The organism is Salinicoccus hispanicus (assembly GCF_009831115.1).
GTDB classification, from domain to species: domain Bacteria; phylum Bacillota; class Bacilli; order Staphylococcales; family Salinicoccaceae; genus Salinicoccus; species Salinicoccus hispanicus.
The window spans coordinates 857616-881619 of sequence record NZ_WUUK01000001.1 but is presented as its reverse complement, the minus strand read 5'-3'; the positions used below and the strand labels follow the sequence as shown (position 1 = coordinate 881619).

Here is a 24004-nt window from a genome sequence, read left to right as displayed (position 1 = left end):
AATAAAATCAGCAAAAGCGCTTGAAAATGTATGCCGGAAAGTATAGTATATATATCAGGCGTTGAAAAAGACGCAAATAATATTAGCGCGGGATAGAGCAGTCTGGAAGCTCGTCGGGCTCATAACCCGGAGGTCGGTGGTTCAAATCCACCTCCCGCAATTTTTTTACATAAAAGGTCCCGTGGTGTAGCGGTTAACATGCCTGCCTGTCACGCAGGAGATCGCGGGTTCGATTCCCGTCGGGACCGCCATTTTTGATTATTACATATTTACAAATTAGGTTCAGTAGCTCAGTCGGTAGAGCATGTGATTGAAGCTCACAGTGTCGGCGGTTCGATTCCGTCCTGAACCATTTATTATTGTGGCGGTTGTGGTGAAGTGGTTAACACACCGGATTGTGGTTCCGGCATGCGTGGGTTCGAGCCCCATCAGCCGCCCTTATTTTAATTAAATGCGGGTGTAGTTAAATGGTATAACCCCAGCCTTCCAAGCTGATGTCGTCGGTTCGATTCCGATCACCCGCTCCATTTTTATGATTCCACAGTAGCTCAGTGGTAGAGCTATCGGCTGTTAACCGATCGGTCGTAGGTTCGAGTCCTACCTGTGGAGCCATGGCCCGTTGGTCAAGCGGTTAAGACACCGCCCTTTCACGGCGGTAACACGGGTTCGAGTCCCGTACGGGTCATACCTCAGAAGTGAGCCAGCTCACTTCTGTTTTAAATCATGGACAGTTGGCCGAGCGGCTTAAGGCGCACGCCTGGAACGCGTGTATACGGCAACCCCGTATCGAGGGTTCGAATCCCTCACTGTCCGTTACATTTTATTAATATATTAAAGAGACGTTCAAGTGCTAAAACTTGAACGTCTCTTTTTACGTGGAGATGAGCAAAAATCTTTAGAATGACACCCTATATATATATCATTTTATTTAAGAGAACATATATAAAATGAAAAGAGAGGAGATTGAATACAATCTCCTCTCGTACTGACATCAGTATATTACGCTACGTTTCTGCATGCTTCTGCGCATTTGAAGCATGCTTCAGCACATTTCTGGCAGTGGTCATGGTCATGCTTTTCACATTCTTTACCGCAAGCTTCACAGATGGTTGCACATACGTGGGCGAGCTCTTTGACGAAGGGGGAGTTTCTCGCAATTGCCTGTTCGAGATAATTGCATATGTCTGCACATTCTCTGTCCAGGCGGATGCATTCCGCCATCATTTTAACGTCTTCTTCTTTCAGGCAGGCGTCGAAGCAGTGGTTGCAGGCTGCCATGCATTCGTGTAAAGTGCTGATCAGTTGCTGGTGCTGTTCGTGTGCCATAAATAATCACTCCTAGATATATTTTGACTCATATACATTTCTGATTCCCATTATGGTTCGAACTAAACATCCATGTAGCCGTAGTGGAACAGGCTGGTCCTTCTTTTCAGCTGGCTGAACCCCAATTGGCTGAATCGACTGCTCTTAAAATGGTCCTTCAGTACGATACGTCTTGCAGCGACGCGCCGTGCTTCGTCGATGATCTCTTTTGTCAGTTCCGCCTGATGCGCCTGTGAATGGATGCTCTGAATCCCATTGGACGCTTCAATGCTTTCATGGAACATCGGATCGAAGTAAACGACGTCAAATGCATCATCGGGGAGTGTCTTCAAATAGGAATGATGGTCACTATGGATGGTAGTGATTCTGCGCATGGCTTCATTCATCTCATCAATACTCGACTCATAGATCTTTAATCCTTCTGAAACAACCATGTGGAGCAGGGGGTCTGCTTCCACTGCGGTGACCTCGCCGCTACTGCCTGTCACCAGGCTTGCGATGATGCTATCCGAAGCAAGTCCCATCGTGCAGTCGAGCAGGCGCATGCCCGGTTCCAGTTCTGCTGCTGAAATGAAGGCATCTTCTTCATTGTTCAGGAGCCTCCGGGCACGGACCATGGCCATATTCGGGTGGAAGGACATTGAGGTTTCCTCATCAAGAGGGGTGACGGAAATACCTTTTCTGCTCACCACAGTAATATCCTGGCGATGTATACTTTTAAGCATACTAATCGATTTTTTATTGCGTTCGACGTATGTGCATCCATATGAACCTGCAATTTTTCTGGCGTATTCGATTGTGCTGCTGTCAGTTCTTCCGCCTGTTGTTACTATCATGGGCTGCTCCTTAATCAAGATGACCCTGGCCGCAGTGGCCAGGGTCATCTTTTTTGATGCTACATCAGAGTCTGTCAGACTACTCCTCGGAGTCTTCTGTAGTTTCTTCTTCCGTAGTCTCTTCTTCTGTACTTTCGGATCCACTCATTTCAATCGTATGATCAAGTGGTTCGATTTCTTCTTCAGCCATTGGATTTTCCCGGCTCTGAAGTACAGTTTCGAGTTCAGTATCGACTGGACCATAGGCAACGAGAGCAGTTACTGTTTCGCCGGAATCGATCCGTTCAGATGATGCAGCAGCTTCCTCGCTCTTTTCGAAGTCTTCAGGGAGATCCATTGTCAGGTTTTCTAGTGTTGTTTCTCCACCCTCCATGATCTGTCTTACTGCAAGGTCGAGACCAAACGCTTCCTGAGGAGAAGTTGCAACATCGGAATTATTTGTGAATTCAAATTCAATTGTTACAAGCTCAGTCGGTCCTGCCTCTTCGGCACCTTCTTCTGTCTCTTCCTCTTCTTCGGAAGCTTCTGGTTCCATAGTGTACTGACCGAATTCAGTTATACTATAGTCGCCATATTCCCCTGAAAATGCAACTTCGTCCGATTCAGTCGAACCATCGGTAGATTCTTCCTCGGTTGTCTCTTCTTCAGTCGACTCTCCCTCTACTGTTTCTTCTTCAGTAGTCTCTTCATCAGTAGATTCCTCTTCGGAATCACCATTTCCATTACATGCTCCCAAAAGCAGAGCTGATGAAAGCCCGCCTGCAAGCAGGTATTTTCTTAGACTCATACAAATTTCCCCCTAAAATTATAGATACATGTTAATTATAATATAATTTCACGAATAATCAATATTATTACGATTCTTGAAATAATCGATTTTTTTCTTTTTTGCTGTATAATGGAGGTACCAAAAAATATCGATATAGTACGGAGAATGCATATGATAGCCTATCATGAAGTAAATGAGTATCTGGATGCCATGGAATTGCCGAAGAGTATTGAAGAAATACTGACGATCGAGTATGAACTTGAAGGCAAAGAATTGAAGTTCCTGAGCGACGCCAAACATCATCTGGAAAACAGTATAGATCTCGAAACCTATCGTTTCAAAGAAGTGCATTGCATCGGCTGCTGCAAGATCAACCTGACACGGACAGGAATGTATTTTCTGCTGGATGAAGAAATTATCGGTGTACATACATCCATCATAAAAGGGTTCAGTGATGAAGCAGACTGGCAGACTACCCAGTTCCATCTGAAGGACATCAAGGAACTGGATTTTGATCAGGAGACTACAAGCATCTCCGACTTCGAGACAGGCATTCTATTTCTGAAAGTCCTGAATGAAAGAGGAGCGATACGCAACCGCACCTTTCGCAATCTGAACCCGAACCATTTCCAGTGCTTCCGTGACTTTCATTCAAATGTAGTGCAGAACAAGATGATCTAAAAATACCTTGGCGAAATATCGCCAAGGTATTTATATGCCCGTAAGTCCATTGAGTATGAGTCCGATTGTCAGCAGTATGCCGAAAATGGTATTGAGCTTGCCCATCGAAGCCATTGCCGGTATCAGCTCCTGAGGGGTACTGCCTCTCCACATCAATTTAACCGTCTTTATGAAGATGGGAAGGGATAAGAATACAAGCAGCAGGAATATGGATCCGTAAGGTTTGAATAGGGCGATCCACCCGATGAAACCATAGGCGAATGCCAACAGTACAGTTGTAGTCATGACTGCGATCGGTTTTCCAACGAGTATGACGAACGTCTTCCTTCCACTTTCCTTATCCTTTTTCCTGTCCCTGATATTATTCGCCATATTGAGCAGGCCGATAGTGATGGCGACCGGAACGGACATCATCAGGGGGAAGTAGTGGAGTGCGCCCGTATGGATGAAAAATGTGATCATTATAATGACCGTACCCATGAAGAATCCTGCAAAAATCTCCCCAAAAGGAGTCCATGATATCGGATAGGGACCGCCTGTATAGAGGTAGCCGACTGCCATTGATATCGCACCGACAACAATCACCCAAAAGGAACTGCCCAAGGTAATATAGATGCCGATCAGCCCAGCGAGTATATAAAAGGTTACTGCAATGCTCATCACGGCTTTCGGCGACATGCCGTTTCTGACGATTGCACCTGCGATGCCTACCGATTCAGCACTGTCGAGCCCTTTTTTATAATCGAAATATTCGTTGAACATATTGGTTGCAGATTGGATGAGCAATGTTGCAATGAGCATTGCGAAAAACATATCCCATCTGATTGATGAAAACAAAAGTACGCTGGCTGTTCCGACCAGCACCGGTATGAAGCCTGCCGTCAGTGTATGGGGTCTGGTCAGACTGATATATTTTCTGATACCGGTATGTATATCTGTTCCTTGCATGTCCATCTTCCTTTTCAATTAATGATGAAACAATTTTAGCACATTTGATCATATATCATACACAGCTAAATGAATAAATGATAAAATAGCATTAATTATGCAGAAAGAAGTGTGTATTAATGAACTTGGAAGCATATCAAAATATTCTGGATGATGTCAGGCTGGATTCTGAAAGCACGTATCTCAGTCTGCAGCTGCCTACTCATGGATATGATCTGGATGAACAGAAGATTTTCTCATATTTTCATGAATCTCAGGGTGCGAGGTACTGGTTCCGTTCGAAAGATGACCGATACAATACAATCGGTATAGAATATCTGGAAAGCATCAGAAGGGACAAGTACTCTGCAAAGGCACTCTCCGTCCAGAAATCTTCATTATATGAGAAGATCCAGCAAGTACCGCTTGAAGCGGACATGCAGTCCTCACTCAGCCTGTTCGGAGGTACACGCTTTGACAGCAAGGATACATCAGATGAGTGGAATGATTTCGCGATGGTTGATTTCCATTTTCCGAAGTGGCAGTTCGACCTCGCCAATAAGGAGCTCTTCTATTCAGTTCCGCTTGAAACTGTAGACATCACTTCCGTTCTTACAGAAGTATCCAGAGAGCTCGAAAATATTTCAGCAATTACGACGCGTACGTTCGAAGCGCCGCAGATCAACATGGAAAAAGACATCTTTCCTGAAGAATGGAAGGCTCTCGTAGATCAGGCTGTGGATATATTGGATGATAGGGACTTCAGGAAAGTGGTGCTTGCCAGACAGCGTCTTCTGACCTTCAAATCCCAGGTGGATCCCCTTTTCCTGCTGAAAAGGCTGAATGATGAAGCTGACACCTATACAATCTACTATGAAAAAGGGAAGTCTCTGTTCATTTCCAAATCACCCGAGAAGCTGTTTGATATCCAGGACAACACTTTAAGAACCAATGCGATTGCAGGTTCCTCGGAACGTACTGGTGAAGCAGCAAAAGATGAGAATCAGAAAGCTTTCCTTCTGAAAGATGAAAAAAACCGCTATGAACACGAGCTTGTCAGGGAATCCATCGTGGATGACCTTGAACCCTATACCGACTGGGTGGAGTTTGCACCCGAACCGAGTGTACTGGAGAACAAGTATATATATCATCTCCATACACCAATCAGCGCAGAGTTGACCGGAGAGACAAGCATATTCGAACTCCTTGATGCCATTCATCCGACACCGGCAGTCGGTGGCATGCCGAAAGACCGTGCAAGGGAGTACATCATGCAGGAAGAACACGGAACAAGAGGACTTTACGCTGCACCCATTGGAATTATTCATGAAGATAATGAAAGTGAGTTTGTCGTCGCCATAAGATCCATGCTGCTTCATGCAAACAGTGCAACTTTGTTTGCAGGATGCGGTGTTGTCAAAGGGTCCTCGAGTGAGAAGGAATTTGAGGAAACACGCGTCAAATTCACACCGATGCTGAATGTACTGGGGGTTGGATCAAGATGATGCCGTTCGATCATCAGGAAACATTGACATATCAGGTGTTTACACTAATAGACCTTCTGCAGTCCCATGGCATGCAGGAGGTTGTCATCAGTCCGGGGTCACGTTCAACGCCAATTGCCCTGGCAGCGGAACTGCATCCCGATATCCGGACGTATATTCATCCGGATGAGCGGAGTGCAGCTTTCTTTGCGCTGGGACTTTCTAAAGATGATCGTTCACCGATTGGTCTGATCTGTACTTCAGGCACTGCAGCAGCAAATTACCTGCCGGCAATGGCAGAAGCCGACCTCAGTCATGTTCCGCTTGTAGCGTTGACTGCGGACCGCCCTCATGAACTGAGGAATGTAGGTGCGCCGCAGGCGATCAATCAGCAGAACATGTACAATAATTATGTAAGGTACTATACGGAACTGCCGATTGCAGATGCCCACCCGTCACATTCGGATATGCTCGAAGCGAAAATTCTGCAGTGCGCACAGTATTTCAGGGGCGTGGATCGTGGGCCGGTCCATATCAATATACCGATAAGGGAGCCGCTCATGCCCGATATGACCCGCACGGATTTCTTCCACAGAACACCGAAGGCTTTGTCTGAATACAGTGCGACGCTGACATCGGATCTCCGCTTTGAAGGTCATGGACTGGTATTCATCGGTGAAACGGCTGATGATCTGGAAAGTGTGTCTTCAATTCTTGATAGGGAAAACCTTACAGTGATTGCCGACCCGCGCCAGCATATCAGGCGTATGCTTCCGAATGTGATTACACATCATGACCTGATCTTCAGCAACCTGAATAGCGGCCAGCTGAAGCGTCTTGAAACGGAAGTCGACTTCATCATAAGGATCGGAGAACCGCTCACTTCAAAAGTGACCAACCAGTTCCTGGCGAAAACAAGCATTCCCCAGTATCTGCTCAGTGAATACCAGCAGTTGAAACCCTTCCCTACGACACCACAGGCTGCCTATGTCGGACCGGTCAGTGCACTGCTCAGGAATACTCACTTCACAATGAATGGTAGAGGGCCGAAGTCCTGGCTGACCGAGCTCGACCAACGCATCAGCAGCCGTATTGAGAGATATGTCACGGACTATGAAGACGAAGGACGCTTCATGTATGAAATCATCAGACATACCAATCCGGAACGGGCACTGTTCCTATCCAACAGCATGCCGATCAGAGACGGCGAGCGGTATGATCTTGATAATACGCAGAAAATATATGCGAACAGGGGTGCAAACGGGATTGATGGTGTGGTCTCGACCGCCCTTGGCATGGCGAAAAAGACGCCACTCACCCTGATCATCGGAGATATTGCGCTCTATCATGATATGAACGGACTGATCATGTCCAAGCTCGAAGATATAGATATCAATATCATTGTCTTCAACAACAATGGCGGAGGCATATTCAGTTTCCTGCCCCAGAGTGAGAATAAGGATTACTTTGAACGACTCTTCGGTACACCGCTCGATCTCGACTTCAAGCATGTCGCCGACCTATACGGCTTCAATTATGCAAGTACGGATATGGTTCAGGATGTGACTGATGTACTGATGAATCAGGGTGGCAGAAATATTATCGAAATAAAAACGGATAGAGCTGTTAACGTCAATTCTCATCAAAAATTGCGCAGGCAGATTGAAGATGTGGTGAAATCCGTTGAAATTTAATTATCATTTCAGCAATAATGAGAAGGAACGGACCATTCTGCTGCTCCATGGCTTTATTTCAGACATGGAGAGCATGGCGCAGATTTCTGATACTGCTGTACCATATTTCAATATTCTTAGGCTTGATCTCCCCGGATTCGGCGGCACCCGGAGTACTGGTCTCGATTATACGATGGATACGATTGCACACGGTATACAGTCCATCCTTACCGAACTCGGCCTCCGTAAAGTGGATATTCTGGGATACTCCATGGGCGGCAGGGCTGCGTTGTCCTTTATCATCAATCATCCCGAGTCGGTCGGACGTGCCATACTCGAGAGCAGTTCCCCGGGAATCGACTCTCCCTCGGACAGGGAGAGTCGACTGCTGCTCGATAGGAAAAGGGCAGACCGTATAAACGCCGATTACAGATCTTTTATTGATGAGTGGGAACAGATGCCACTTTTTGGCAGTCAGAAGCGGTTGCCCGGATCAATGCGTGCCGGGCAGCGCGCCAACCGCCTTGCTCAAGTGCCGAAAGAAGTGGCGGATAGCCTGCTGAAGTATGGTACTGGTGTGCAGACTGCTTACTGGGACAGGCTGCACACCATCAAGATGCCCGTGCTGCTTATAGCGGGAGAAAACGATTCAAAGTTCATCTCTATAAATTCCAGAATGGCTGAAATGCTGCCGGATGCACGATTTGAAATTATTGAAGGTGCCGGGCATAACGTCCATATGGAATCTCCAGAAAAGTTTGGTACAATAATGATAGATTTCTTATTAGGAGGATGAAGTATGTCAAGAGAATGGCAGACGCTTAAAGAATATAAAGAAATTAAATATGAATTCCATAATGGGATCGCCAAGGTGACGATCAATCGTCCGGAAGTGCGCAATGCATTTACGCCGCAGACCGTTACTGAGATGATAGATGCATTCATGAGAGCAAGAGATGATCAGAATGTCGCGGTCATCGTTCTGGCAGGTGAAGGTGATATGGCCTTCTGTTCCGGTGGAGACCAGAAAGTGCGTGGCCATGGCGGCTACGTAGGCGAGGACAATATTCCACGCCTGAATGTACTTGATCTGCAAAGACTGATCCGGGTCATTCCAAAACCTGTTGTAGCGATGGTGTCCGGCTATGCCATCGGTGGTGGGCATGTGCTTCACGTTGTATGCGACCTGACGATTGCTGCAGACAATGCAAGGTTCGGTCAGACCGGTCCTAAAGTCGGCTCTTTTGATGCAGGCTACGGTGCAGGCTATCTGGCACGCATTGTCGGACATAAGAAGGCGCGTGAAATCTGGTACTTGTGCAGACAGTACAATGCCGAGGAAGCGCTGGATATGGGTCTCGTGAACACTGTTGTTCCACTTGAAGAGCTTGAAGATGAAACAGTCAAATGGTGTGAAGAGATGATGGAACACTCTCCGACTGCGCTGCGTCTGTTGAAAGCAGGCATGAATGCCGATACGGATGGCCTGGCAGGTCTTCAGCAGATGGCGGGAGACGCAACGCTGCTCTATTACACGACAGACGAAGCAAAAGAGGGCAGAGAGGCATTCAAGGAAAAAAGGAAGCCTGATTTCGGCCAGTTCCCGAGATTCCCATAAGCATTTATCAGCCCATCGGAAGATGGGCTTTTTTAAAGGTGGCGTAGACTATGTATAATTGGTTGCAAGTCCAGGCACAGCATCTGCCGGACAAGCCGGCTGTCATTTTTGACGGAGAAACGGTGACTTTTTCACAACTATATAGTAAATCCTTGGACCTAAAAGGCCACATGGCATCCTTGAATAGAAGACGCATCGGCCTTTTCATCGGAAATACCATGGATGCGGTTCATATCATCCATGCAGCCATACTGGCCAATATTGAGGTCGTGCTGATCAATACACGACTGACAGCCCGTGAAATCGGCCAGCAGCTTGATGATATCGGCGTAGATACTGTGGTGGCTACAGAACCGCTTGAATTGGAAGGATACGATGTTCACGGGATCAAAGATCTTTGGAACAAAATTGCTGTGCCCGATCAGCAGTCATCTCTCTCAGGGGATAGTGTACTATCAATCATGTTTACATCAGGGACAACCGGCAGGGCGAAAGCTGTGCCTCAGACGTTCAGAAACCATCATGCCTCTGCCCTGGGGTGTGAGGAACGTTTCGGCTATTCGGAGGAAAGCATATGGATGAACGTAAACCCCGTCTATCATATTTCCGGTTTTTCAGTACTTTTAAGATCGGTGATCAGAGGATGTACGATGGTACTGGTGGAGAAGTTTGAGGAAAATGCAGTATGGGATACAATAACCGAATATAAGGTGACGCATACAAGTATGGTGCCGGTCATGCTGGGTCGGCTGCTGGATCAGCCTCTGCCGGCTCATGAGCTTGAAGGTGTACTGCTTGGTGGTGCCGGTGTAACCAGGGAAGTTCTAAGTCGTGCGCTCGATGCAGGGCTGCCGGTATACAATTCATTCGGAATGACTGAAACATGCTCCCAGGTTGTATCCATTGCACATGATGATCCAAATATTCTTGAGGGTACGGTAGGACAGCCGCTCGGCAACATCGAGCTTCGGATTGATGAGAGCAATGATGGAGAGCTACTCGTACGCGGTGCACCGGTGACACAAGGTTATCTGAATGCAGAGATTGAAATGTCCGATGGCTACTTCAGAACCGGTGATATGGGGTATATCGATGAGAATGGCTATCTCTACATACTCGACCGGCGCAAGGATCTGATCATCAGTGGGGGAGAGAATGTCTACCCGAAAGAGATCGAAGATGTAGTCATTACGATTCCGGAAGTTGCGAATGCGGCGGTTGTCAAAAGGAAGGACGCGAAGTGGGGTGAAGTGCCTATCCTGCTTGTGGAAGAGAAGGCCGGAATGGAAATTGGAGATGATGAGATCATGAATCATCTGGATGGGCGGCTTGCAAGATATAAACTGCCTAAAGAAATCCATAGGATGGCACACATCATTATGACTTCCACCGGTAAAGTCTCAAGAGTACAGAATCAGAAAGTCTATGATGCAAAAAAGAAGCAGTGATCCATTGATCACGGCTTCTTTTTATAGTTATCAGAATTGAGAGGCACTGGATCGAACCCGCCAGGATGGAAAGGATGGCATTTCAGAATACGCTTGATCGCAAGGTAGCTTCCCTTGAATGCGCCATGTTCCTGTACAGCTTCCATACCGTAGTTGGAGCATGTCGGGTAGAACCGGCAGCTCGGCGGAAACATGGGGGAAATTGCTTTCTGATAGAAGCGCATCATCCATAGAAGCATTGTTTTCATATAATCACCGCTCCAGCATTTAATACTACCATGATATAGGGTACACTGGATTTAAGCAAATTTGGAGATGATACGATGCTCGAATTCAAAGACCATAAAAATAGGACGGTCACGCTCGAACTTGGTTCCGATGGCCCGCTCGATCACGTACTTGGCATCTGCAGGATGGATGGAAAGTATCTTTTGACCGATCATAGATTGCGCGGCATAGAATTCCCGGGTGGGAAGATCGAAGCAGGGGAAAGCGCCGAAGAAGCACTACGCAGGGAAGTATTCGAGGAGACGGGGGCCAGCCTTGCGGAAGTAGCATATATCGGCGCGTATACTGTGCATGATGCAAAGCCATTTGTCAAAGGTGTCTTTTTTGCCGAAGTGAAGGATTTATTCTTCATATGCGAATACAGTGAAACGCATGGACCGGTCACCTTTAATACGTTAGAGGAGATTCCGGAAGACCAAAGGAGCTTTCTATTGGATGATGCTTGCATAGACTACCTGTATCAGATGAGCAGAAATGATGCGTTTTTCAAATGAATGCGCCGGATACCTTGTTGGATATCCGGCGCATTCATTTTATATTCTTCTATAGTCTGAAGCCACCAGCTTCAGCGATGCTCTCAGATTCAGATCCGAACTTCTTGAAGTTTTCTATGAAGGATTGTTTCAGCTTATAGGCTTTCTCATCGTATGCTTCTTCTGAAACCCATGTATTGCGGGGGTTCAGGATTTCTTTTGGTACACCCGTGACGAAAGCTGGGATGCTCAATCCGAACGTGGAATCCTCTTCGAATGCGTTGAGGGAAAGTTCTCCACTGATGGCTCTTCTTACCATGGAGCGTGTATATTTAAGATCCATTCGCTTGCCGACACCATACTCACCACCGCTCCAACCGGTGTTGACCAGGTATACATCCACGCCATGTTCATCAATCAGATCACCAAGCATGTTTGCATAGGTCGTTGCATGCAGTGGCAGGAAAGGTGAACCGAAGCATGTTGAGAATACGGGCTGTGGTGATGTTACACCGCGTTCTGTGCCGGCGAGTTTTGATGTGAAGCCACTCAGGAAGTGGTACATGGCCTGCTCTTTAGTCAGCTTGGAAATCGGTGGGAGTACACCGAACGCATCTGCAGTCAGGAAGATGATCGTTGTCGGTTGTCCGGCTACCGATGGAACACGAGCATTATCTATATGGTCGATCGGATAGGCTGCACGTGTATTCTCTGTCAGTGTACCATCATCATAGTCCGGTACTCCTGTTTCATCCAGAACGACATTTTCAAGTACAGAGCCGAATTTGATGGCCTTGAAGATTTCAGGTTCTTTTTCAGGAGAAAGATTGATTGTTTTCGCATAGCATCCGCCTTCGATATTGAAGACGCCATCTTCATTCCAGCCGTGCTCATCATCACCGATGAGTTCCCTCTGGGAATCGGCCGAGAGTGTCGTCTTGCCTGTACCGGAAAGACCAAAGAACAGGGCGACATCCTTGTTCTCCCCGACATTGGCAGAGCAGTGCATGCTCATCACGCCTTGCTCAGGCAGCAGGTAGTTCATGATGGAGAAGATGGATTTCTTCATTTCACCAGCATATTCAGTTCCCCCGATCAGAATGATGCCTTTTTCAAATGATACGATGATGAAAGCTTCTGATCCTGTACCATCTGTTGAGGGATCCGCTTTGAAAGTCGGAGCAGATACGATGGTGAACTGCGGCTCGATATCAAGTGCTTCTTCAGTGGTTTCAGGTCGGATGAACATTGTACGTGCAAACATGTTGTGCCAGCTGAACTCGTTTATGACACTGAGGTCGAGGCGTGTTTTTTCATCCGCACCTGCGTAGCCATTGAAAACAAAGATTTCTTCCTTGGATCCGAGATGATCGATGACCTTGTCGAACAAGTTATCGAAAATTTCCTGTGAAATCGGCTGGTTGACGTCTCCCCAGTCCACTTTGTTCTCGGAAATCGAATCTTTGACGATGAAGCGGTCCTTGGGGCTGCGACCAGTATACTTGCCAGTTTCAGCACGCAAAGCACCTGTTTCTGTAAGTTTACCTTCTTTTCTTTTCAAGGATTTCTCAACAAGCTGGGATGTGGAAAGCTGGAAATGCGAAGTTTCCCTGGCCACCAGATTCTGTATACTTTCTGAATGGTTTGTCATGATTATTGCCCCCAATTTATGTATTTTTCAAAGTCGATGATACTTTCACGAATTAGTATAACACATTGATAAATGACGTAACATAATATTTACAAAATATTATTACCTTGATTTGGGAGCGATCATCTAGTATATTATAGGTTAAGTTATCTCTTATCAAGAGCCGGTGGAGGGAACATACCCGACGAAGCCCAGCAACCTCTTTTCTATAAAGAAAGGTGCTAAAGGATGCAGAAGTTATTCTGATCGATAAGGGGAAGAGCGGAGCCTTTTCTCGTATTATTGAGAAAAGGCTCTATTTTTTGGTAACGGGAGATAGCTAATAATCATAAAGGAGAAATATTCAATGGCAGAACGTAGACTTTTCACTTCCGAATCCGTGACGGAGGGACATCCGGATAAGATTGCAGATCAGATATCCGATGCAATTCTGGATGAAATACTAAAAGGGGATCAGAATGCCAGAGTTGCCTGCGAAACAGTCGTCAATACCGGCATGGCAATGATTGTCGGAGAAATAAGTACGAATACTTACGTCGACATCCCGAAAATAGTCAGGGAGACTGTCAAGGAGATCGGATACATTCGTGCCAAATACGGCTATGATTACAAAACGATGTCTGTATTGACCGGTATAGATGAGCAGTCTTCCGATATTGCACAAGGTGTCGATAATGCTGTTGAGACGAGGGAGACGGATGCCATTTCCACAGGTGCCGGCGACCAGGGGCTGATGTTCGGCTTTGCATGCGATGAAACCGAGGAACTGATGCCTTTGCCGATATCATTGGCCCATAAATTATCCAGACGCCTGACGCAGGTCAGAAAAGACGGTACCATCGAATATTTGAGACCGGACGGGAAGACACAGGTCACTGTGGAATATGATGAGAACAATGCAGTCAAAAGAGTGGACACCATCGTCATTTCATCACAGCACCATGAGGAGATTGAAACAAAGACGATACAGGAGGACCTGATCACCCATGTCATCCAGGAAGTGGTTCCGGCAGAACTTCTTGATGAGGATACGCGCTATATCATCAACCCGACGGGTCGATTCGTCATCGGCGGGCCGCAGGGTGATGCAGGACTCACCGGCAGAAAGATCATTGTGGATACGTATGGTGGATACGCACGCCATGGTGGCGGGGCATTCAGCGGTAAGGATCCGACCAAGGTCGACCGTTCTGCAGCATATGCAGCAAGATATATTGCTAAAAATATTGTTGCTGCCGGTATTGCGTCAAAATGTGAAATTCAGCTGGCATACGCTATCGGGGTAAGTGAGCCCGTGTCCATTTCCGTGGACACTTTCGGAACTTCCGACTATGGAGAATCCGATATCGTCAACGTCATCCGGAAAATATTCAACCTTTCTCCGGATGGCATCATAGAGATGCTCGACCTGCGTCGTCCGATCTACAAGAACACGGCAAGTTACGGCCACTTCGGCAGGGAAGACCATGATTTCCCATGGGAGAGACTGGATAAGGTATCTCAATTGAAAGAAGCACTATCGAGTCTTAAGGTGAAGTGATATAAAAAAGGCCCGGACATTTGTCCGGGCCTTTATATTTGAACGCAATTATTCCTTTATTCTTCAGATGTCTCTTCTTCCATCGTCTCTTCTTCCATCGTCTCTTCTTCCATCGTCATTTCTTCAGTTGTTTCCTCTTCCATCGTTTCTTCTTCCATTGTCTCTTCATCGCCGGAGTCGCCTCCACCACATGCACCGAGTACGAGAACTGAAGCGAAACCGCCTGCCATTAGATACTTTTTAAGTTCCATGATTATTCCTCCTAGTTTTTTAACTATAGGTCAATTACTGGCACTCACTATTTCTCTCTCTCTATCTAGCAAGTTAATAACTTATTACCCATGCGTGTAATAATAAAACATGGAGAAACTAATAAATCTATAAAAATCCAAAAAAATTCGCATTAATGAAAGTGATACCAAAAATCGCTTTCATATAATAGTGGAAAAGGTGAATCATATTTCCATCAAAATATTTATTTTTGACCGTAAATGTATATTATTTTGATATAATGAACAAAGCTTGAAACAAAAACAGCTATTCTAATATGGAAGGATTTGAAATGAAGCCATGAATACGGAAATCTTTACAGACCCGATTTTTATTGCACTGGCTGCACTGCTGCTTATCATCGCCATTGCTTTCCTGGTCTATTACCTGAAGCATAGGAATAAGGTGAATGCGATTCAGAAGGACTATACAAAAGAAAAAGACAATCTTGTTGAAAAGTATGAGTCGGATAATGAAGCGCAGCGCCTGGAACATAAAAAAGAAGTATCCACGCTGAATGAGAAATATCATAACGAGACTACCTTGCTGAACAATAAGCTCTCCAGTCTCCGTCAGTTTACGGTGGACAAAGGAGAGTATCTTACGGACCTGTCCCTGATCCAGCTTAAGGACCGTCTCGTCCGAAATGAGAAGATACGGGAGACGGACATGTACATTCTGTCCAACGTCTATCTGCCATCTAGAAACTATACAAATACACGGAAGATTGATCATCTGGTACTCACGCGTACTGGCATCTACCTGATCGATTCCAAGTACTGGAAAGGGCACATCCTTCATGGAGTGAACGAAAGTAACTTCGAGGCGCTGCCTTATATCGAGTCCTTCTTCGATCTTCTTGAATTGGACAAGTCCCAGGAACAGACCCTGATTTTTGAGAAATCGGATGACAAGAATGTTTCAGTGAACTACTATAACGATACGATTGAAGAAACCAAAGTCTCTGCTGAGAAACTGAAGAATATCTTCAAACTGCAGTATGATGTTGTCCCGATGATCTATTTCAACCCACAGGATAATGGCAACTATTCGATCTCCAACTATTCTACAGACCCATCCATAAAAGTGCTGGTCGGGGAAGAGGAGCTCGAAAACTTCTTCATGAAGTATGTTTTCCATGGCCGCTTCCAGTATACTGTCAAAGATCTGGATGAAATTGCAGAAGCGATCTTCCAACTGAATCCATAATCTTATTCTTTGTTTTGAATCTGAAAAAGTCCTATAATTTTTTTATAGGGCTTTTTATCTATTCAAAGGAGGCGTCATGATGTCTGAAGAAATTGTAGTACTCAATCCGGCAACCGGCGAAGAGGTCGACAGGATCAGTAAAGATAGTAAAGAGGATATCGAAAATAAGATCGACAAGGCACATGAAATGTTCAAGCATTACAAAAAGAAGAATGCACATGACCGCAGTGCACTGATGGTCAGATGGGCAGCGCTCATCCGCGAGAACAAGGATGAAATTGCAGAGCTGATTACAAAGGAAAATGGTAAGCCGCTCAAGGAAGCTGCGGGAGAAGTGGAGTATGCATGCAGCTATATCGACTACTATGCCGAGGAAGGCAAAAGAGTATATGGACGTACAATACCCCAGCACGAAGATGATGTCCGTCTCGTTGTAACAAAGCAGCCGATCGGCGTAGTGGCGGCCATAACACCGTGGAACTTCCCTGTGGCCATGATGGCAAGAAAGGCAGCGCCAGCAGTTGCTGCGGGCTGTACTTTCCTGGTCAAACCGGCAAGTGAAACACCATTATCAGCGATCAAGTTTCTGGACCTTGCACTTGAAGCAGGATTTGAAGAAGGTGTCATCCAGTATGTTACGGCTTCAGGGAAAGAAGCAGGAGAAGTGTTCTCCAAATCTGAAAAAGTCATGAAACTGACATTCACCGGATCGACTGCCGTCGGCAAGACATTGATGGAAGGTGCGGCTTCGACTGTAAAGAATATTACGATGGAGCTCGGCGGCCATGCACCACTGGTCGTCCATAAGGATGCAGACCTTGATGTTGCAGTGGAACATGCCATTGCAGCCAAGTTCAGAAATTCCGGTCAGACATGCGTCTGTGCCAACCGGTTCTACGTACACGAAGACATTGCGGAAGCATTCAGTGAGAAGTTCTCAGAACAGGTGAAGACATTGAAAGTCGGCAATGGCATGGATGAAGATGTCAAAGTCGGACCGATGATCAACGAAGAAGGCTACGATAAGGTTCTCAAGCATATCAATGATGCGAAGGATAAAGGTGGCCGTATCATAGCAGGGGGCGACGGCAACAAGGATTCCGGGTACTTCATCGAACCGACTGTCATTACAGGTGCTACTGATGACATGATCATCATGAATGAAGAGACATTCGGCCCTGTCGCACCGATCCAGACATTTACGGACATTGATGATGCGATAGAAAAGGCGAATGATACGGAATATGGTCTCGCAGCCTACTTCTTTACTGAAAGCTATCGTGACGGCATCAGATTGCAGGAAGGACTCAACTTCGGTGTACTCGGCTGGAACAATGGCAAGCCAAGTGCAGCACATATTCCATTCGGAGGCCTGAAAGAAAGCGGCATGGGCCGTGAAGGCGGACCGGAAGGAATCGAGCCTTATCTGGAAACAAAGATCACCTCAATGAGAATATAGTATCGAACAAAAGGGCCGCAACTTCAGTTGCGGCCCTTTTGTCATGTCGCTATGGATACGCCGATCAGCAGTCCGAGCGCAAGTGAAACGAGACAGAAGAAAATCATCATGAAGGTGTACTTGATCAGTTTCTTGAATTCGCGCTGTTGGAATAGCTGAAGCTGTTCGATGGAGAATGCCGAGTATGTTGTAAAGCCGCCAAGAAAACCGAAAATGATCATGAAATAGAGCAGACCGCTTTGTACGACCAGTGGCATGGCAACTCCCATGAGCAGGGCCCCTGTAACATTCACTGCAAATACCGCATAGGGCAGACTGAAACGATCGAAAATCTTCAGTGAAGTGATGAATCCTCTCAGCGATGCGCCGATTGCTGCACCGAAAGATATGAGTATGATGTTCATCATATTCTGGATCCACCTGCCTTCCATCCCATCAGTACAAAGCATAGTCCACCGAACATGTTCAATGCACCATATAAGATGAAAGTAAAATATTCTCCGTTGGACAGCAGCACGTACTGCTCATAGGTCAATAGTGAAAAGGTGGTAAAACTGCCAAGCAGACCGGTGATGAGAAAATCCCGTACATGCCCCTTCTGTCCATGGAGCATGGCGAACAGTGTGCCAGCAGCAAAAGCACCCACCATATTCACAGCGAACGTTCCGATGAAAAAAGGGATCATGAGAGAAGCAGCTGCCATGGAGATGGCAAACCGGAGAGAGGCACCCACCATGGCTCCAAGTGATATGCAGATATATTTTTTCAAACTATTCCCTCCGACAATATAATCTGGTCTTATGCAAATTCTAAGCGATACCTTTATAATGTTATCATACACTTATAACTGGAGAGAATATGAGAATGAAACAACAGCGAAGAATAGCCATTATTGGCGGGGGATTTTCTGGAATATCCATCTTAAACCATCTTGTTAATAGCGCCGATTATGATAACAGTTTCACTATTGATGTATACGATGAAGAGACAATGATGGGGAACGGTCATGCATATCAGGAAGATAGCATGCACTTGCTGCTCAACATACCGACGCATGATATGTCTTTTGATAATACTGAGCCCAATTTCGAAAGCTGGCTTTTATCAAATGGTTACACTGCCGATACTTATGTGAGCAGAACGCTTTTTGGCAGATATTTGCGTGACAGGTTGCATGAACTATGTACAGCACATGAAAATATCAATCTGAAATATTCAACGATTGATGATCTTCAATATGATGCATCAGAAAGATGCTTCACACTGTTTTCAGAAGGTACAGGGCATTTATATACACATGTCTTTCTGACGGTCGGACAGCTTGGATATAATGATCCCTATCAGTTGCAAGGCAGTAGCAGCTACATCTTCGATCCATACCCTATAGAAGATAAACTGTCGCAATGTGCAGGAATGAAAATAGGCATACTCGGGTCTGGACTCTCTGCGATTGATTGCATACGCTATCTGATAATTGAAAAGGATGCACGAGAAGTTCATGCGTTTTCAAGAAGCGGGGAGATGCCATCGGTAAGAGGGCCGCACAGCGAACTGGAGTTGCGGTACTTTACCTCAGATGCACTGCAAAAAATGATATCCAATGATGAAATCAGCCTTAAAGAGGTCAAAGCACTCTTTCTGAAAGAACTGGCGAGCCATAACATTGACTGGAGGCTGTTCTATCGACGAACTGGAAACACGATACAGGATTTGACGTATGATCTTGAACATTCGGAAGCTGTCGGCCAGCTGCAGTACGTGATATCAAAAGTGAATCCTATATTCAGTGATATCTACCAGTATCTATCGCGTTCAGACAAACGTAGATTTCTGGACAGATACCATCCTTTTATCGAAGAAAATCATTCTCCGATGCCAATACCTGTAGCAGAAAAGATTATCGAGTGGGCCAATTCAGGAAAGCTTCATATTATAGAAGGCATAGACAGCATCGATACATCAGAGTTTTTCGACATATCGACAGTGGATGGAAAAGGGTTTGCTATGGATGTACTCATCAATGCTACTGGGCCTTCTGGAGATGTTCTGAAAAACGATAGTGGTATCATCAGCAAAATCTTGGAGCATTTTCTCGCATCCCCTGATGAATTTGGAGGTGTTCTGGTCGACCAGAATAATCATGTCATCAGTGCAAAAACGGGGACAGTTGAAGGTATGTTTGTACTTGGTGCGCTGACATATGGTTCAAATTATCTCTCTCAATCTGTTCATCTGCTCAATAGTGATGCAAAGAAAATCGCGCAGCAGTTCTATGCTGAGAGAAAGCAAAAGGAAGCGCAACATTAGTTGCGCTTCCTTTTATTTTTTAAATACTTTCAATAAAGCGAATCCGGCAGCTATCGTTCCTGCAGCAGCTGCCCCAGTCGTGAATGCTGGGCTTTTCGTAATCGATTTGATAACAAGATTGATGTTCTGGGGACGCTCTGCGAGCCTCCTCATGAAGTAGGCGTACCAGTCACTGCCGAAGGGAATGTAGACACAGACGTTATATCCTCTTTCTACAAGTTCCTTCTGCAGCTCTTTGCGGAAACCGAAAAGCATCTGAAACTCGAACTGATCGTTCGGAATATCATTTTCCTTGATGAATTCAATTATCTTCTCGATGATATTGTGATCATGCGTGGCGATGGATGTAAAGCCGCTGCCATTGGTCAGATGAAGCCTGATCAGCAGTTCGAGCGCCTTGTCGATATCCGGCTTCTCCTGCAGTGCCACCTGCGGGGATTCCTTGTATGCCCCTTTGACGAAACGGATCCTGTTGTCCTTATATTTATAGACATCATCCTTGGCAGTGAACAGGTAGGACTGGAGCACTGTCCCGACATTATCAAATTCTTCGATCAATGTATCGACGATGCGGATGGTGTCATCGTAGGAATCCTGGTTTTCCATATCTATATTGACAAACATGCCCTGTGCCTTTGCGGCCTGGACAATTTCCCTGACATTTTCCAGGCAGAAGTCATAGTCTATGTGAAGCCCGATCTGAGTCAGCTTGATGGATGCCGAGGCATCGACATCGTTATCTCCAATTGCCTGGATCATTTCCAGGATAAGTTTTTTTTCTTCAAGCGCATCAGACCTCTCAGTGATGAATTCACCAAGATTATCGAAACTGACGCTCATACCCTGGGCATTGATATCTTTAATTCTTTCGATGGTTTCCTCCACCGTAATACCGCCAACAACCTTGTTGGCTCCAAACTTCAAGCCGACTTTCTTACTTGCATCATTCAGTGCATCATTCTCTGACAGTGCGATGAAAACATCTCTTAGTAATGGCATAATCTACCTCCTGGATCTTCGTACAATCTATATTCTACTCCTGATCATAATTTTTTGACAACTCAAATGTGTAAAAATTTTGTTATTTGTAATGTGGGATATGGTCGACATATGTTGCATTTATTCTTTTCATATCTTCAAGGTCTGCTTCTGTCAGTTCCCTGACGACTTTGGCAGGTCTGCCGAAAGCCATGGTATTGGCAGGGATTTCCGTCCCCGGTGTAACCAGGCTGCCGGCACCGATGAAGGCATTCTCTCCGATGACTGCACCGTCGAGTATCGTGGAATCCATGCCGATCAGTGCCCCTTTTTTGATGGTGCAGCTGTGGAGCGTGACTTTATGGCCGACCGTCACGTGATCTCCTATGACAAGCGGCATGTCAGGCGTTTCATGTAGGATGGAGAGGTCCTGTATATTCGTATGGCTGCCGATGCGGATTGGTGCGATATCTCCTCTCAGCACTGTGCCGAACCATACCGAAGCATGAGCTCCAAGTTCAACATCACCGATGACGGTTGCATTTGGTGCTATAAAAGCGCTTTCATTAATTTTCGGACTGGTTCCCTTGTAGTCAATGATCATTTCTCATGTCCTTTCTTCAATCAGATTGATATAATAAGTCTATCATATAAAAAAGAATTAAAGTACGTTAGGAGCATGGCAATGTGGAAATGGGAAACGGATAGACAGCCGAAGGGTGTCATCGTGGTCGTTCATGATATGCTCGAGCATCACGAATACTATACACAGCTGATCTCACAGCTGAGAAATGCAGGATATCATGTCGTCAGCGGAGACCTTCCGGGGCATGGTCAGACCACACGCATGAACAAGGGGCATATTTCTGATTTCACCCAGTATACGGATCGGGTGCACGAATGGCATGAGGCGGCGCGTGCCTACAGGCTGCCGACCTTTCTGCTGGGGCAAGGACTCGGAGGGCTTGTCATTGTAGAGGCGCTGCGCCAGAATCTGGTAGGCGCCGATGGCATCATACTGCTCAATCCCACGCTGGCATTCAAGCAATCATTCATAAACAGAAAAAATACAATACGCACAAGCATCAGAACAACAAGCGATACGACACGATTTGATCTGGGAATCCATTTCAGCCAGTTCACTGAGGACGCGAGATTTCTGAAGCAGTATGATAATGATGAGCTGCTTGTAAGAAAAGTGAGCTATCACTGGTACCGGACGGTCATCAATCAGATGAAGACGACAACGGAATTCATGGATGATTTTCCTGATGTGCCTGTGCTCGCAATGCTGAGCCGCGAAAATGAAATCATCGAACCATTCCTCTCCGCAAAGTACATTAAACAGATGCGTACAAAGGAACTGTCACTGCATATGCTGGATAATATCGAGCACAGTATCTTTCAGAGGGATGACACTGATGTACCCTATTATCACCTCGAGCGTTTTCTGAATGCCCAACTGTTCAGAATCGGTCTTATGGGATAGAAAAACAGGAATGCCTGACATTCAGGCGTTCCTGTTTTTTTCGATACAGATGATGAAAGGGGCATCATTCTTCTGGTTGATGAACTGGTACTTGAGTATCTGTGCTTCTTTTTGGGGCCACTTGGATAGGGCGTCGAGCAGCGCATCTTTTTCTATTTTTCCAGCAGGGTGTCCATGGTAGACGACGATTATGATTCTGCCACCATCATCGAGCAGATTGAAAATCTTGTCGATGGCAGGCAGCGTGGAGTCATGGCTTGTTGTAATCGTATGATCGCCTTTAGGCAGATAGCCAAGGTTGAACATGGCTGCTTTTACAGATGCATCTTTGATGTAGCTGTCGACAAACGCATGGGAATCCAGTATGAATTCAATGTTGTTCTTGCTCTCACAGAGCGCGCGTGCATTATCGAGTGCCTGAGCCTGGACATCGAAACTGTATACTTTGCCGGTTTCTCCCGTACATTCGGAAAGAAACTTCGTATCATGGCCATTGCCGCAAGTGGCATCGACAACAGTGTCACCCAGCTGGATGACTTCTTCAGCCAGCTGCTTGGCCTGTGGCAGTATACGCCTAAGCATTGGCCTTCTCCTTGTAATGGAATCCTTGATATGAGCCTCTCTTTTTTAGCTCGTCATCGATGCTGTTCAATACATTCCATTTATCTGTACTCCACATCGGACCGATAAGCTGATCGATCGGTCCATCGCCGGTGATGCGGTGGATGACCATTTCTTTTGGCAGTATCTCAAGCTGATCGCATACAAGCTTTATATACTCTTCCTGGCTCAGGAACGACAACCTGCCTTTTTCGTACTGCTTGACCATCGGTGTGCCCTTCAGCAGATGAAGAAGGTGGATCTTGATGCCCTGCACATCCATATCGGCAACAGCCTGTGCCGTTTCCATCATCATATCGTAGTCCTCTTCGGGCAGGCCGTTGATGATGTGGCTGCACACGTTGATGCCATGATGTCTGAGTTTGTTCACGCCGTCATGGTAGCACTGCATATCATGGGCACGGTTGATCAGCCGGCTGGTCCTGTCATGGATGGTCTGAAGACCGAGTTCGACCCATAGATAGGTACGTTCGTTCAACTCCACAAGGTATTCGACGACATCATCCGGCAGACAGTCGGGCCGGGTACCGATGGAAAGACCGACGACGCCTTCTATTTCAAGGGCGGCTTCGAACTTTTCACGCAGAACATGGACAGGTGCATGCGTATTGGTGAACGACTGGAAGTAGGCGATATACTTGCCTTTCTTCCATTTCTGCTGCTGCATGCGTCCTCTGATCTTCTCAAACTGGACGGGAATCGGATCCACGCGGCTGCCGGCGAAATCCCCGCTGCCGGCAACGGAACAGAAAGTACAGCCGCCATAGGCGACGGTGCCGTCCCGGTTCGGACAGTCGAACCCGGCATCCAGTGCCACTTTGAAGATTTTTTCATCAAATGTATTTTTAAGATGATAATTCAGTGTATGATACCTCTTATCATTGAAACTGTATTCGAAACCAGTCATTATAGTCACCTCTTATTCCTATTTGGCATTGTACCATATCCTCACAATCC

The 24004-nt window shown here is 46.1% G+C and carries 25 protein-coding genes, 8 tRNA genes and 1 riboswitch; of the genes, 20 read left to right on the top strand and 13 right to left on the bottom strand.

The window, feature by feature from the left end; translation table 11 throughout:
* Positions 1-86: 86 nt before the first annotated feature.
* The 8 genes from GQ671_RS04470 (at position 87) to GQ671_RS04435 (ending at position 813) form a co-directional block, all read left to right on the top strand.
* Positions 87-160, top strand: a tRNA-Met gene (locus tag GQ671_RS04470).
* Between the two features lie 15 nt (positions 161-175).
* Positions 176-251 (top strand) — tRNA-Asp (locus tag GQ671_RS04465).
* Positions 252-279: 28 nt separating this feature from the next.
* A tRNA-Phe gene (locus tag GQ671_RS04460) sits at positions 280-352 on the top strand.
* Between the two features lie 12 nt (positions 353-364).
* Positions 365-437, top strand: a tRNA-His gene (locus GQ671_RS04455).
* Positions 438-453: 16 nt separating this feature from the next.
* A tRNA-Gly gene (locus GQ671_RS04450) sits at positions 454-527 on the top strand.
* Between the two features lie 10 nt (positions 528-537).
* Positions 538-612 (top strand) — tRNA-Asn (locus GQ671_RS04445).
* A gap of 1 nt (position 613) precedes the next feature.
* Positions 614-685: transfer RNA gene (locus GQ671_RS04440), tRNA-Glu, on the top strand.
* Positions 686-725: 40 nt separating this feature from the next.
* A tRNA-Ser gene (locus tag GQ671_RS04435) sits at positions 726-813 on the top strand.
* A gap of 186 nt (positions 814-999) precedes the next feature.
* Here GQ671_RS04435 and GQ671_RS04430 read toward each other — a convergent pair.
* From GQ671_RS04430 to GQ671_RS04420, 3 genes are all read right to left on the bottom strand, one after another.
* A complete protein-coding gene (locus tag GQ671_RS04430) occupies positions 1000-1326 on the bottom strand; it encodes a four-helix bundle copper-binding protein (protein ID WP_160653252.1) in 327 nt (108 codons plus the stop codon).
* A 62-nt stretch (positions 1327-1388) separates the two neighbouring features.
* Positions 1389-2162, bottom strand: a complete 774-nt coding sequence (locus tag GQ671_RS04425) for a class I SAM-dependent methyltransferase (RefSeq protein ID WP_160653249.1) — start codon at positions 2160-2162, stop codon at positions 1389-1391.
* Between the two features lie 79 nt (positions 2163-2241).
* Positions 2242-2949: a DUF5067 domain-containing protein gene (locus GQ671_RS04420; RefSeq protein WP_160653246.1), complete on the bottom strand. Its 708-nt coding sequence runs from the start codon at positions 2947-2949 to the stop codon at positions 2242-2244.
* A 153-nt stretch (positions 2950-3102) separates the two neighbouring features.
* Here GQ671_RS04420 and GQ671_RS04415 point away from each other — a divergent pair, with 153 nt between their 5' ends.
* A complete protein-coding gene (locus tag GQ671_RS04415) occupies positions 3103-3612 on the top strand; it encodes a hypothetical protein (RefSeq protein WP_160653243.1) in 510 nt (169 codons plus the stop codon).
* 30 nt (positions 3613-3642) lie between these two features.
* Here GQ671_RS04415 and GQ671_RS04410 read toward each other — a convergent pair whose 3' ends face one another.
* Positions 3643-4560, bottom strand: coding sequence for a 1,4-dihydroxy-2-naphthoate polyprenyltransferase (locus GQ671_RS04410; RefSeq protein ID WP_160653240.1), 918 nt, complete (start codon positions 4558-4560; stop codon positions 3643-3645).
* A gap of 119 nt (positions 4561-4679) precedes the next feature.
* Here GQ671_RS04410 and GQ671_RS04405 point away from each other — a divergent pair, with 119 nt between their 5' ends.
* From GQ671_RS04405 to menE, 5 genes are read left to right on the top strand one after another with little or no spacing between them, the layout of a single operon-like run.
* Complete coding sequence (locus tag GQ671_RS04405) at positions 4680-6044, top strand: isochorismate synthase (RefSeq protein ID WP_160653239.1); 1365 nt, start codon at positions 4680-4682, stop codon at positions 6042-6044.
* On the top strand, positions 6041-7717 hold the full coding sequence (menD, locus tag GQ671_RS04400) for a 2-succinyl-5-enolpyruvyl-6-hydroxy-3-cyclohexene-1-carboxylic-acid synthase (RefSeq protein ID WP_246153154.1): 1677 nt from the start codon (positions 6041-6043) through the stop codon (positions 7715-7717). Before GQ671_RS04405 ends, menD begins: the two co-directional genes overlap by 4 nt.
* Positions 7707-8492, top strand: coding sequence for a 2-succinyl-6-hydroxy-2,4-cyclohexadiene-1-carboxylate synthase (gene menH, locus GQ671_RS04395; RefSeq protein WP_160653236.1), 786 nt, complete (start codon positions 7707-7709; stop codon positions 8490-8492). The genes menD and menH overlap by 11 nt, the downstream gene beginning before the upstream one ends.
* A 3-nt stretch (positions 8493-8495) precedes the next feature.
* Entirely contained in the window at positions 8496-9314 is an 819-nt protein-coding gene (menB, locus tag GQ671_RS04390) for a 1,4-dihydroxy-2-naphthoyl-CoA synthase (protein ID WP_160653233.1), read from the top strand.
* A 50-nt stretch (positions 9315-9364) separates the two neighbouring features.
* Positions 9365-10762 (top strand): o-succinylbenzoate--CoA ligase, encoded by a 1398-nt coding sequence (gene menE / locus GQ671_RS04385; protein ID WP_160653230.1) that lies wholly within the window; start codon positions 9365-9367, stop codon positions 10760-10762.
* Positions 10763-10770: 8 nt separating this feature from the next.
* On the opposite strand, the gene yidD is transcribed toward menE, so the two are convergent.
* The gene (gene yidD / locus GQ671_RS04380) at positions 10771-11010 is read right to left on the bottom strand and encodes a membrane protein insertion efficiency factor YidD (RefSeq protein WP_160653226.1); all 240 of its coding nucleotides are present in this window, start codon (positions 11008-11010) and stop codon (positions 10771-10773) included.
* Between the two features lie 75 nt (positions 11011-11085).
* Between yidD and GQ671_RS04375 the strand changes: the two genes are divergently transcribed.
* Positions 11086-11544: an NUDIX domain-containing protein gene (locus GQ671_RS04375; protein ID WP_160653223.1), complete on the top strand. Its 459-nt coding sequence runs from the start codon at positions 11086-11088 to the stop codon at positions 11542-11544.
* A gap of 49 nt (positions 11545-11593) precedes the next feature.
* Here GQ671_RS04375 and pckA read toward each other — a convergent pair whose 3' ends face one another.
* On the bottom strand, positions 11594-13174 hold the full coding sequence (gene pckA / locus GQ671_RS04370; RefSeq protein WP_160653220.1) for a phosphoenolpyruvate carboxykinase (ATP): 1581 nt from the start codon (positions 13172-13174) through the stop codon (positions 11594-11596).
* A gap of 150 nt (positions 13175-13324) precedes the next feature.
* A riboswitch (SAM riboswitch) is annotated at positions 13325-13430 on the top strand.
* Between the two features lie 90 nt (positions 13431-13520).
* Between pckA and metK the strand changes: the two genes are divergently transcribed.
* Positions 13521-14714, top strand: a complete 1194-nt coding sequence (gene metK, locus GQ671_RS04365; protein ID WP_160653217.1) for a methionine adenosyltransferase — start codon at positions 13521-13523, stop codon at positions 14712-14714.
* Positions 14715-14770: 56 nt separating this feature from the next.
* Here metK and GQ671_RS04360 read toward each other — a convergent pair whose 3' ends face one another.
* Positions 14771-14965 (bottom strand): hypothetical protein, encoded by a 195-nt coding sequence (locus tag GQ671_RS04360; protein WP_160653214.1) that lies wholly within the window; start codon positions 14963-14965, stop codon positions 14771-14773.
* Positions 14966-15284: 319 nt separating this feature from the next.
* On the opposite strand from GQ671_RS04360, the gene GQ671_RS04355 reads away from it, so the two are divergent.
* Together GQ671_RS04355 and GQ671_RS04350 are read left to right on the top strand one after the other, a co-directional pair.
* On the top strand, positions 15285-16193 hold the full coding sequence (locus tag GQ671_RS04355) for a nuclease-related domain-containing protein (protein WP_160653211.1): 909 nt from the start codon (positions 15285-15287) through the stop codon (positions 16191-16193).
* A gap of 79 nt (positions 16194-16272) precedes the next feature.
* Positions 16273-17652 carry an NAD-dependent succinate-semialdehyde dehydrogenase gene (locus GQ671_RS04350; protein WP_160653208.1) on the top strand — a complete coding sequence of 460 codons (1380 nt, stop codon included), beginning with the start codon at positions 16273-16275 and terminating at the stop codon, positions 17650-17652.
* A 41-nt stretch (positions 17653-17693) separates the two neighbouring features.
* Here the strand turns inward: GQ671_RS04350 and GQ671_RS04345 are convergent, their stop codons facing one another.
* Together GQ671_RS04345 and GQ671_RS04340 are read right to left on the bottom strand one after the other, a co-directional pair.
* On the bottom strand, positions 17694-18059 hold the full coding sequence (locus GQ671_RS04345) for a fluoride efflux transporter FluC (protein ID WP_160653205.1): 366 nt from the start codon (positions 18057-18059) through the stop codon (positions 17694-17696).
* Positions 18056-18421: a fluoride efflux transporter FluC gene (locus GQ671_RS04340; protein ID WP_160653202.1), complete on the bottom strand. Its 366-nt coding sequence runs from the start codon at positions 18419-18421 to the stop codon at positions 18056-18058. The genes GQ671_RS04345 and GQ671_RS04340 overlap by 4 nt, the downstream gene beginning before the upstream one ends.
* Positions 18422-18516: 95 nt before the next feature.
* Here GQ671_RS04340 and GQ671_RS04335 point away from each other — a divergent pair, with 95 nt between their 5' ends.
* Positions 18517-19959: an FAD/NAD(P)-binding protein gene (locus GQ671_RS04335; protein WP_160653199.1), complete on the top strand. Its 1443-nt coding sequence runs from the start codon at positions 18517-18519 to the stop codon at positions 19957-19959.
* Between the two features lie 12 nt (positions 19960-19971).
* Here GQ671_RS04335 and GQ671_RS04330 read toward each other — a convergent pair whose 3' ends face one another.
* Complete coding sequence (locus GQ671_RS04330) at positions 19972-20958, bottom strand: proline dehydrogenase family protein (protein ID WP_160653196.1); 987 nt, start codon at positions 20956-20958, stop codon at positions 19972-19974.
* Positions 20959-21040: 82 nt separating this feature from the next.
* Positions 21041-21541 carry a gamma carbonic anhydrase gene (locus GQ671_RS04325; RefSeq protein WP_160653193.1) on the bottom strand — a complete coding sequence of 167 codons (501 nt, stop codon included), beginning with the start codon at positions 21539-21541 and terminating at the stop codon, positions 21041-21043.
* A gap of 81 nt (positions 21542-21622) precedes the next feature.
* On the opposite strand from GQ671_RS04325, the gene GQ671_RS04320 reads away from it, so the two are divergent.
* Complete coding sequence (locus GQ671_RS04320) at positions 21623-22426, top strand: alpha/beta hydrolase (RefSeq protein ID WP_160653191.1); 804 nt, start codon at positions 21623-21625, stop codon at positions 22424-22426.
* Positions 22427-22447: 21 nt separating this feature from the next.
* Here GQ671_RS04320 and GQ671_RS04315 read toward each other — a convergent pair whose 3' ends face one another.
* Together GQ671_RS04315 and GQ671_RS04310 are read right to left on the bottom strand one after the other, a co-directional pair.
* On the bottom strand, positions 22448-23008 hold the full coding sequence (locus GQ671_RS04315; RefSeq protein ID WP_160653188.1) for a class I SAM-dependent methyltransferase: 561 nt from the start codon (positions 23006-23008) through the stop codon (positions 22448-22450).
* Positions 23001-23954 (bottom strand): TIGR01212 family radical SAM protein, encoded by a 954-nt coding sequence (locus tag GQ671_RS04310; RefSeq protein ID WP_160653185.1) that lies wholly within the window; start codon positions 23952-23954, stop codon positions 23001-23003. Before GQ671_RS04310 ends, GQ671_RS04315 begins: the two co-directional genes overlap by 8 nt.
* Between the last annotated feature and the right edge of the window lie 50 nt (positions 23955-24004).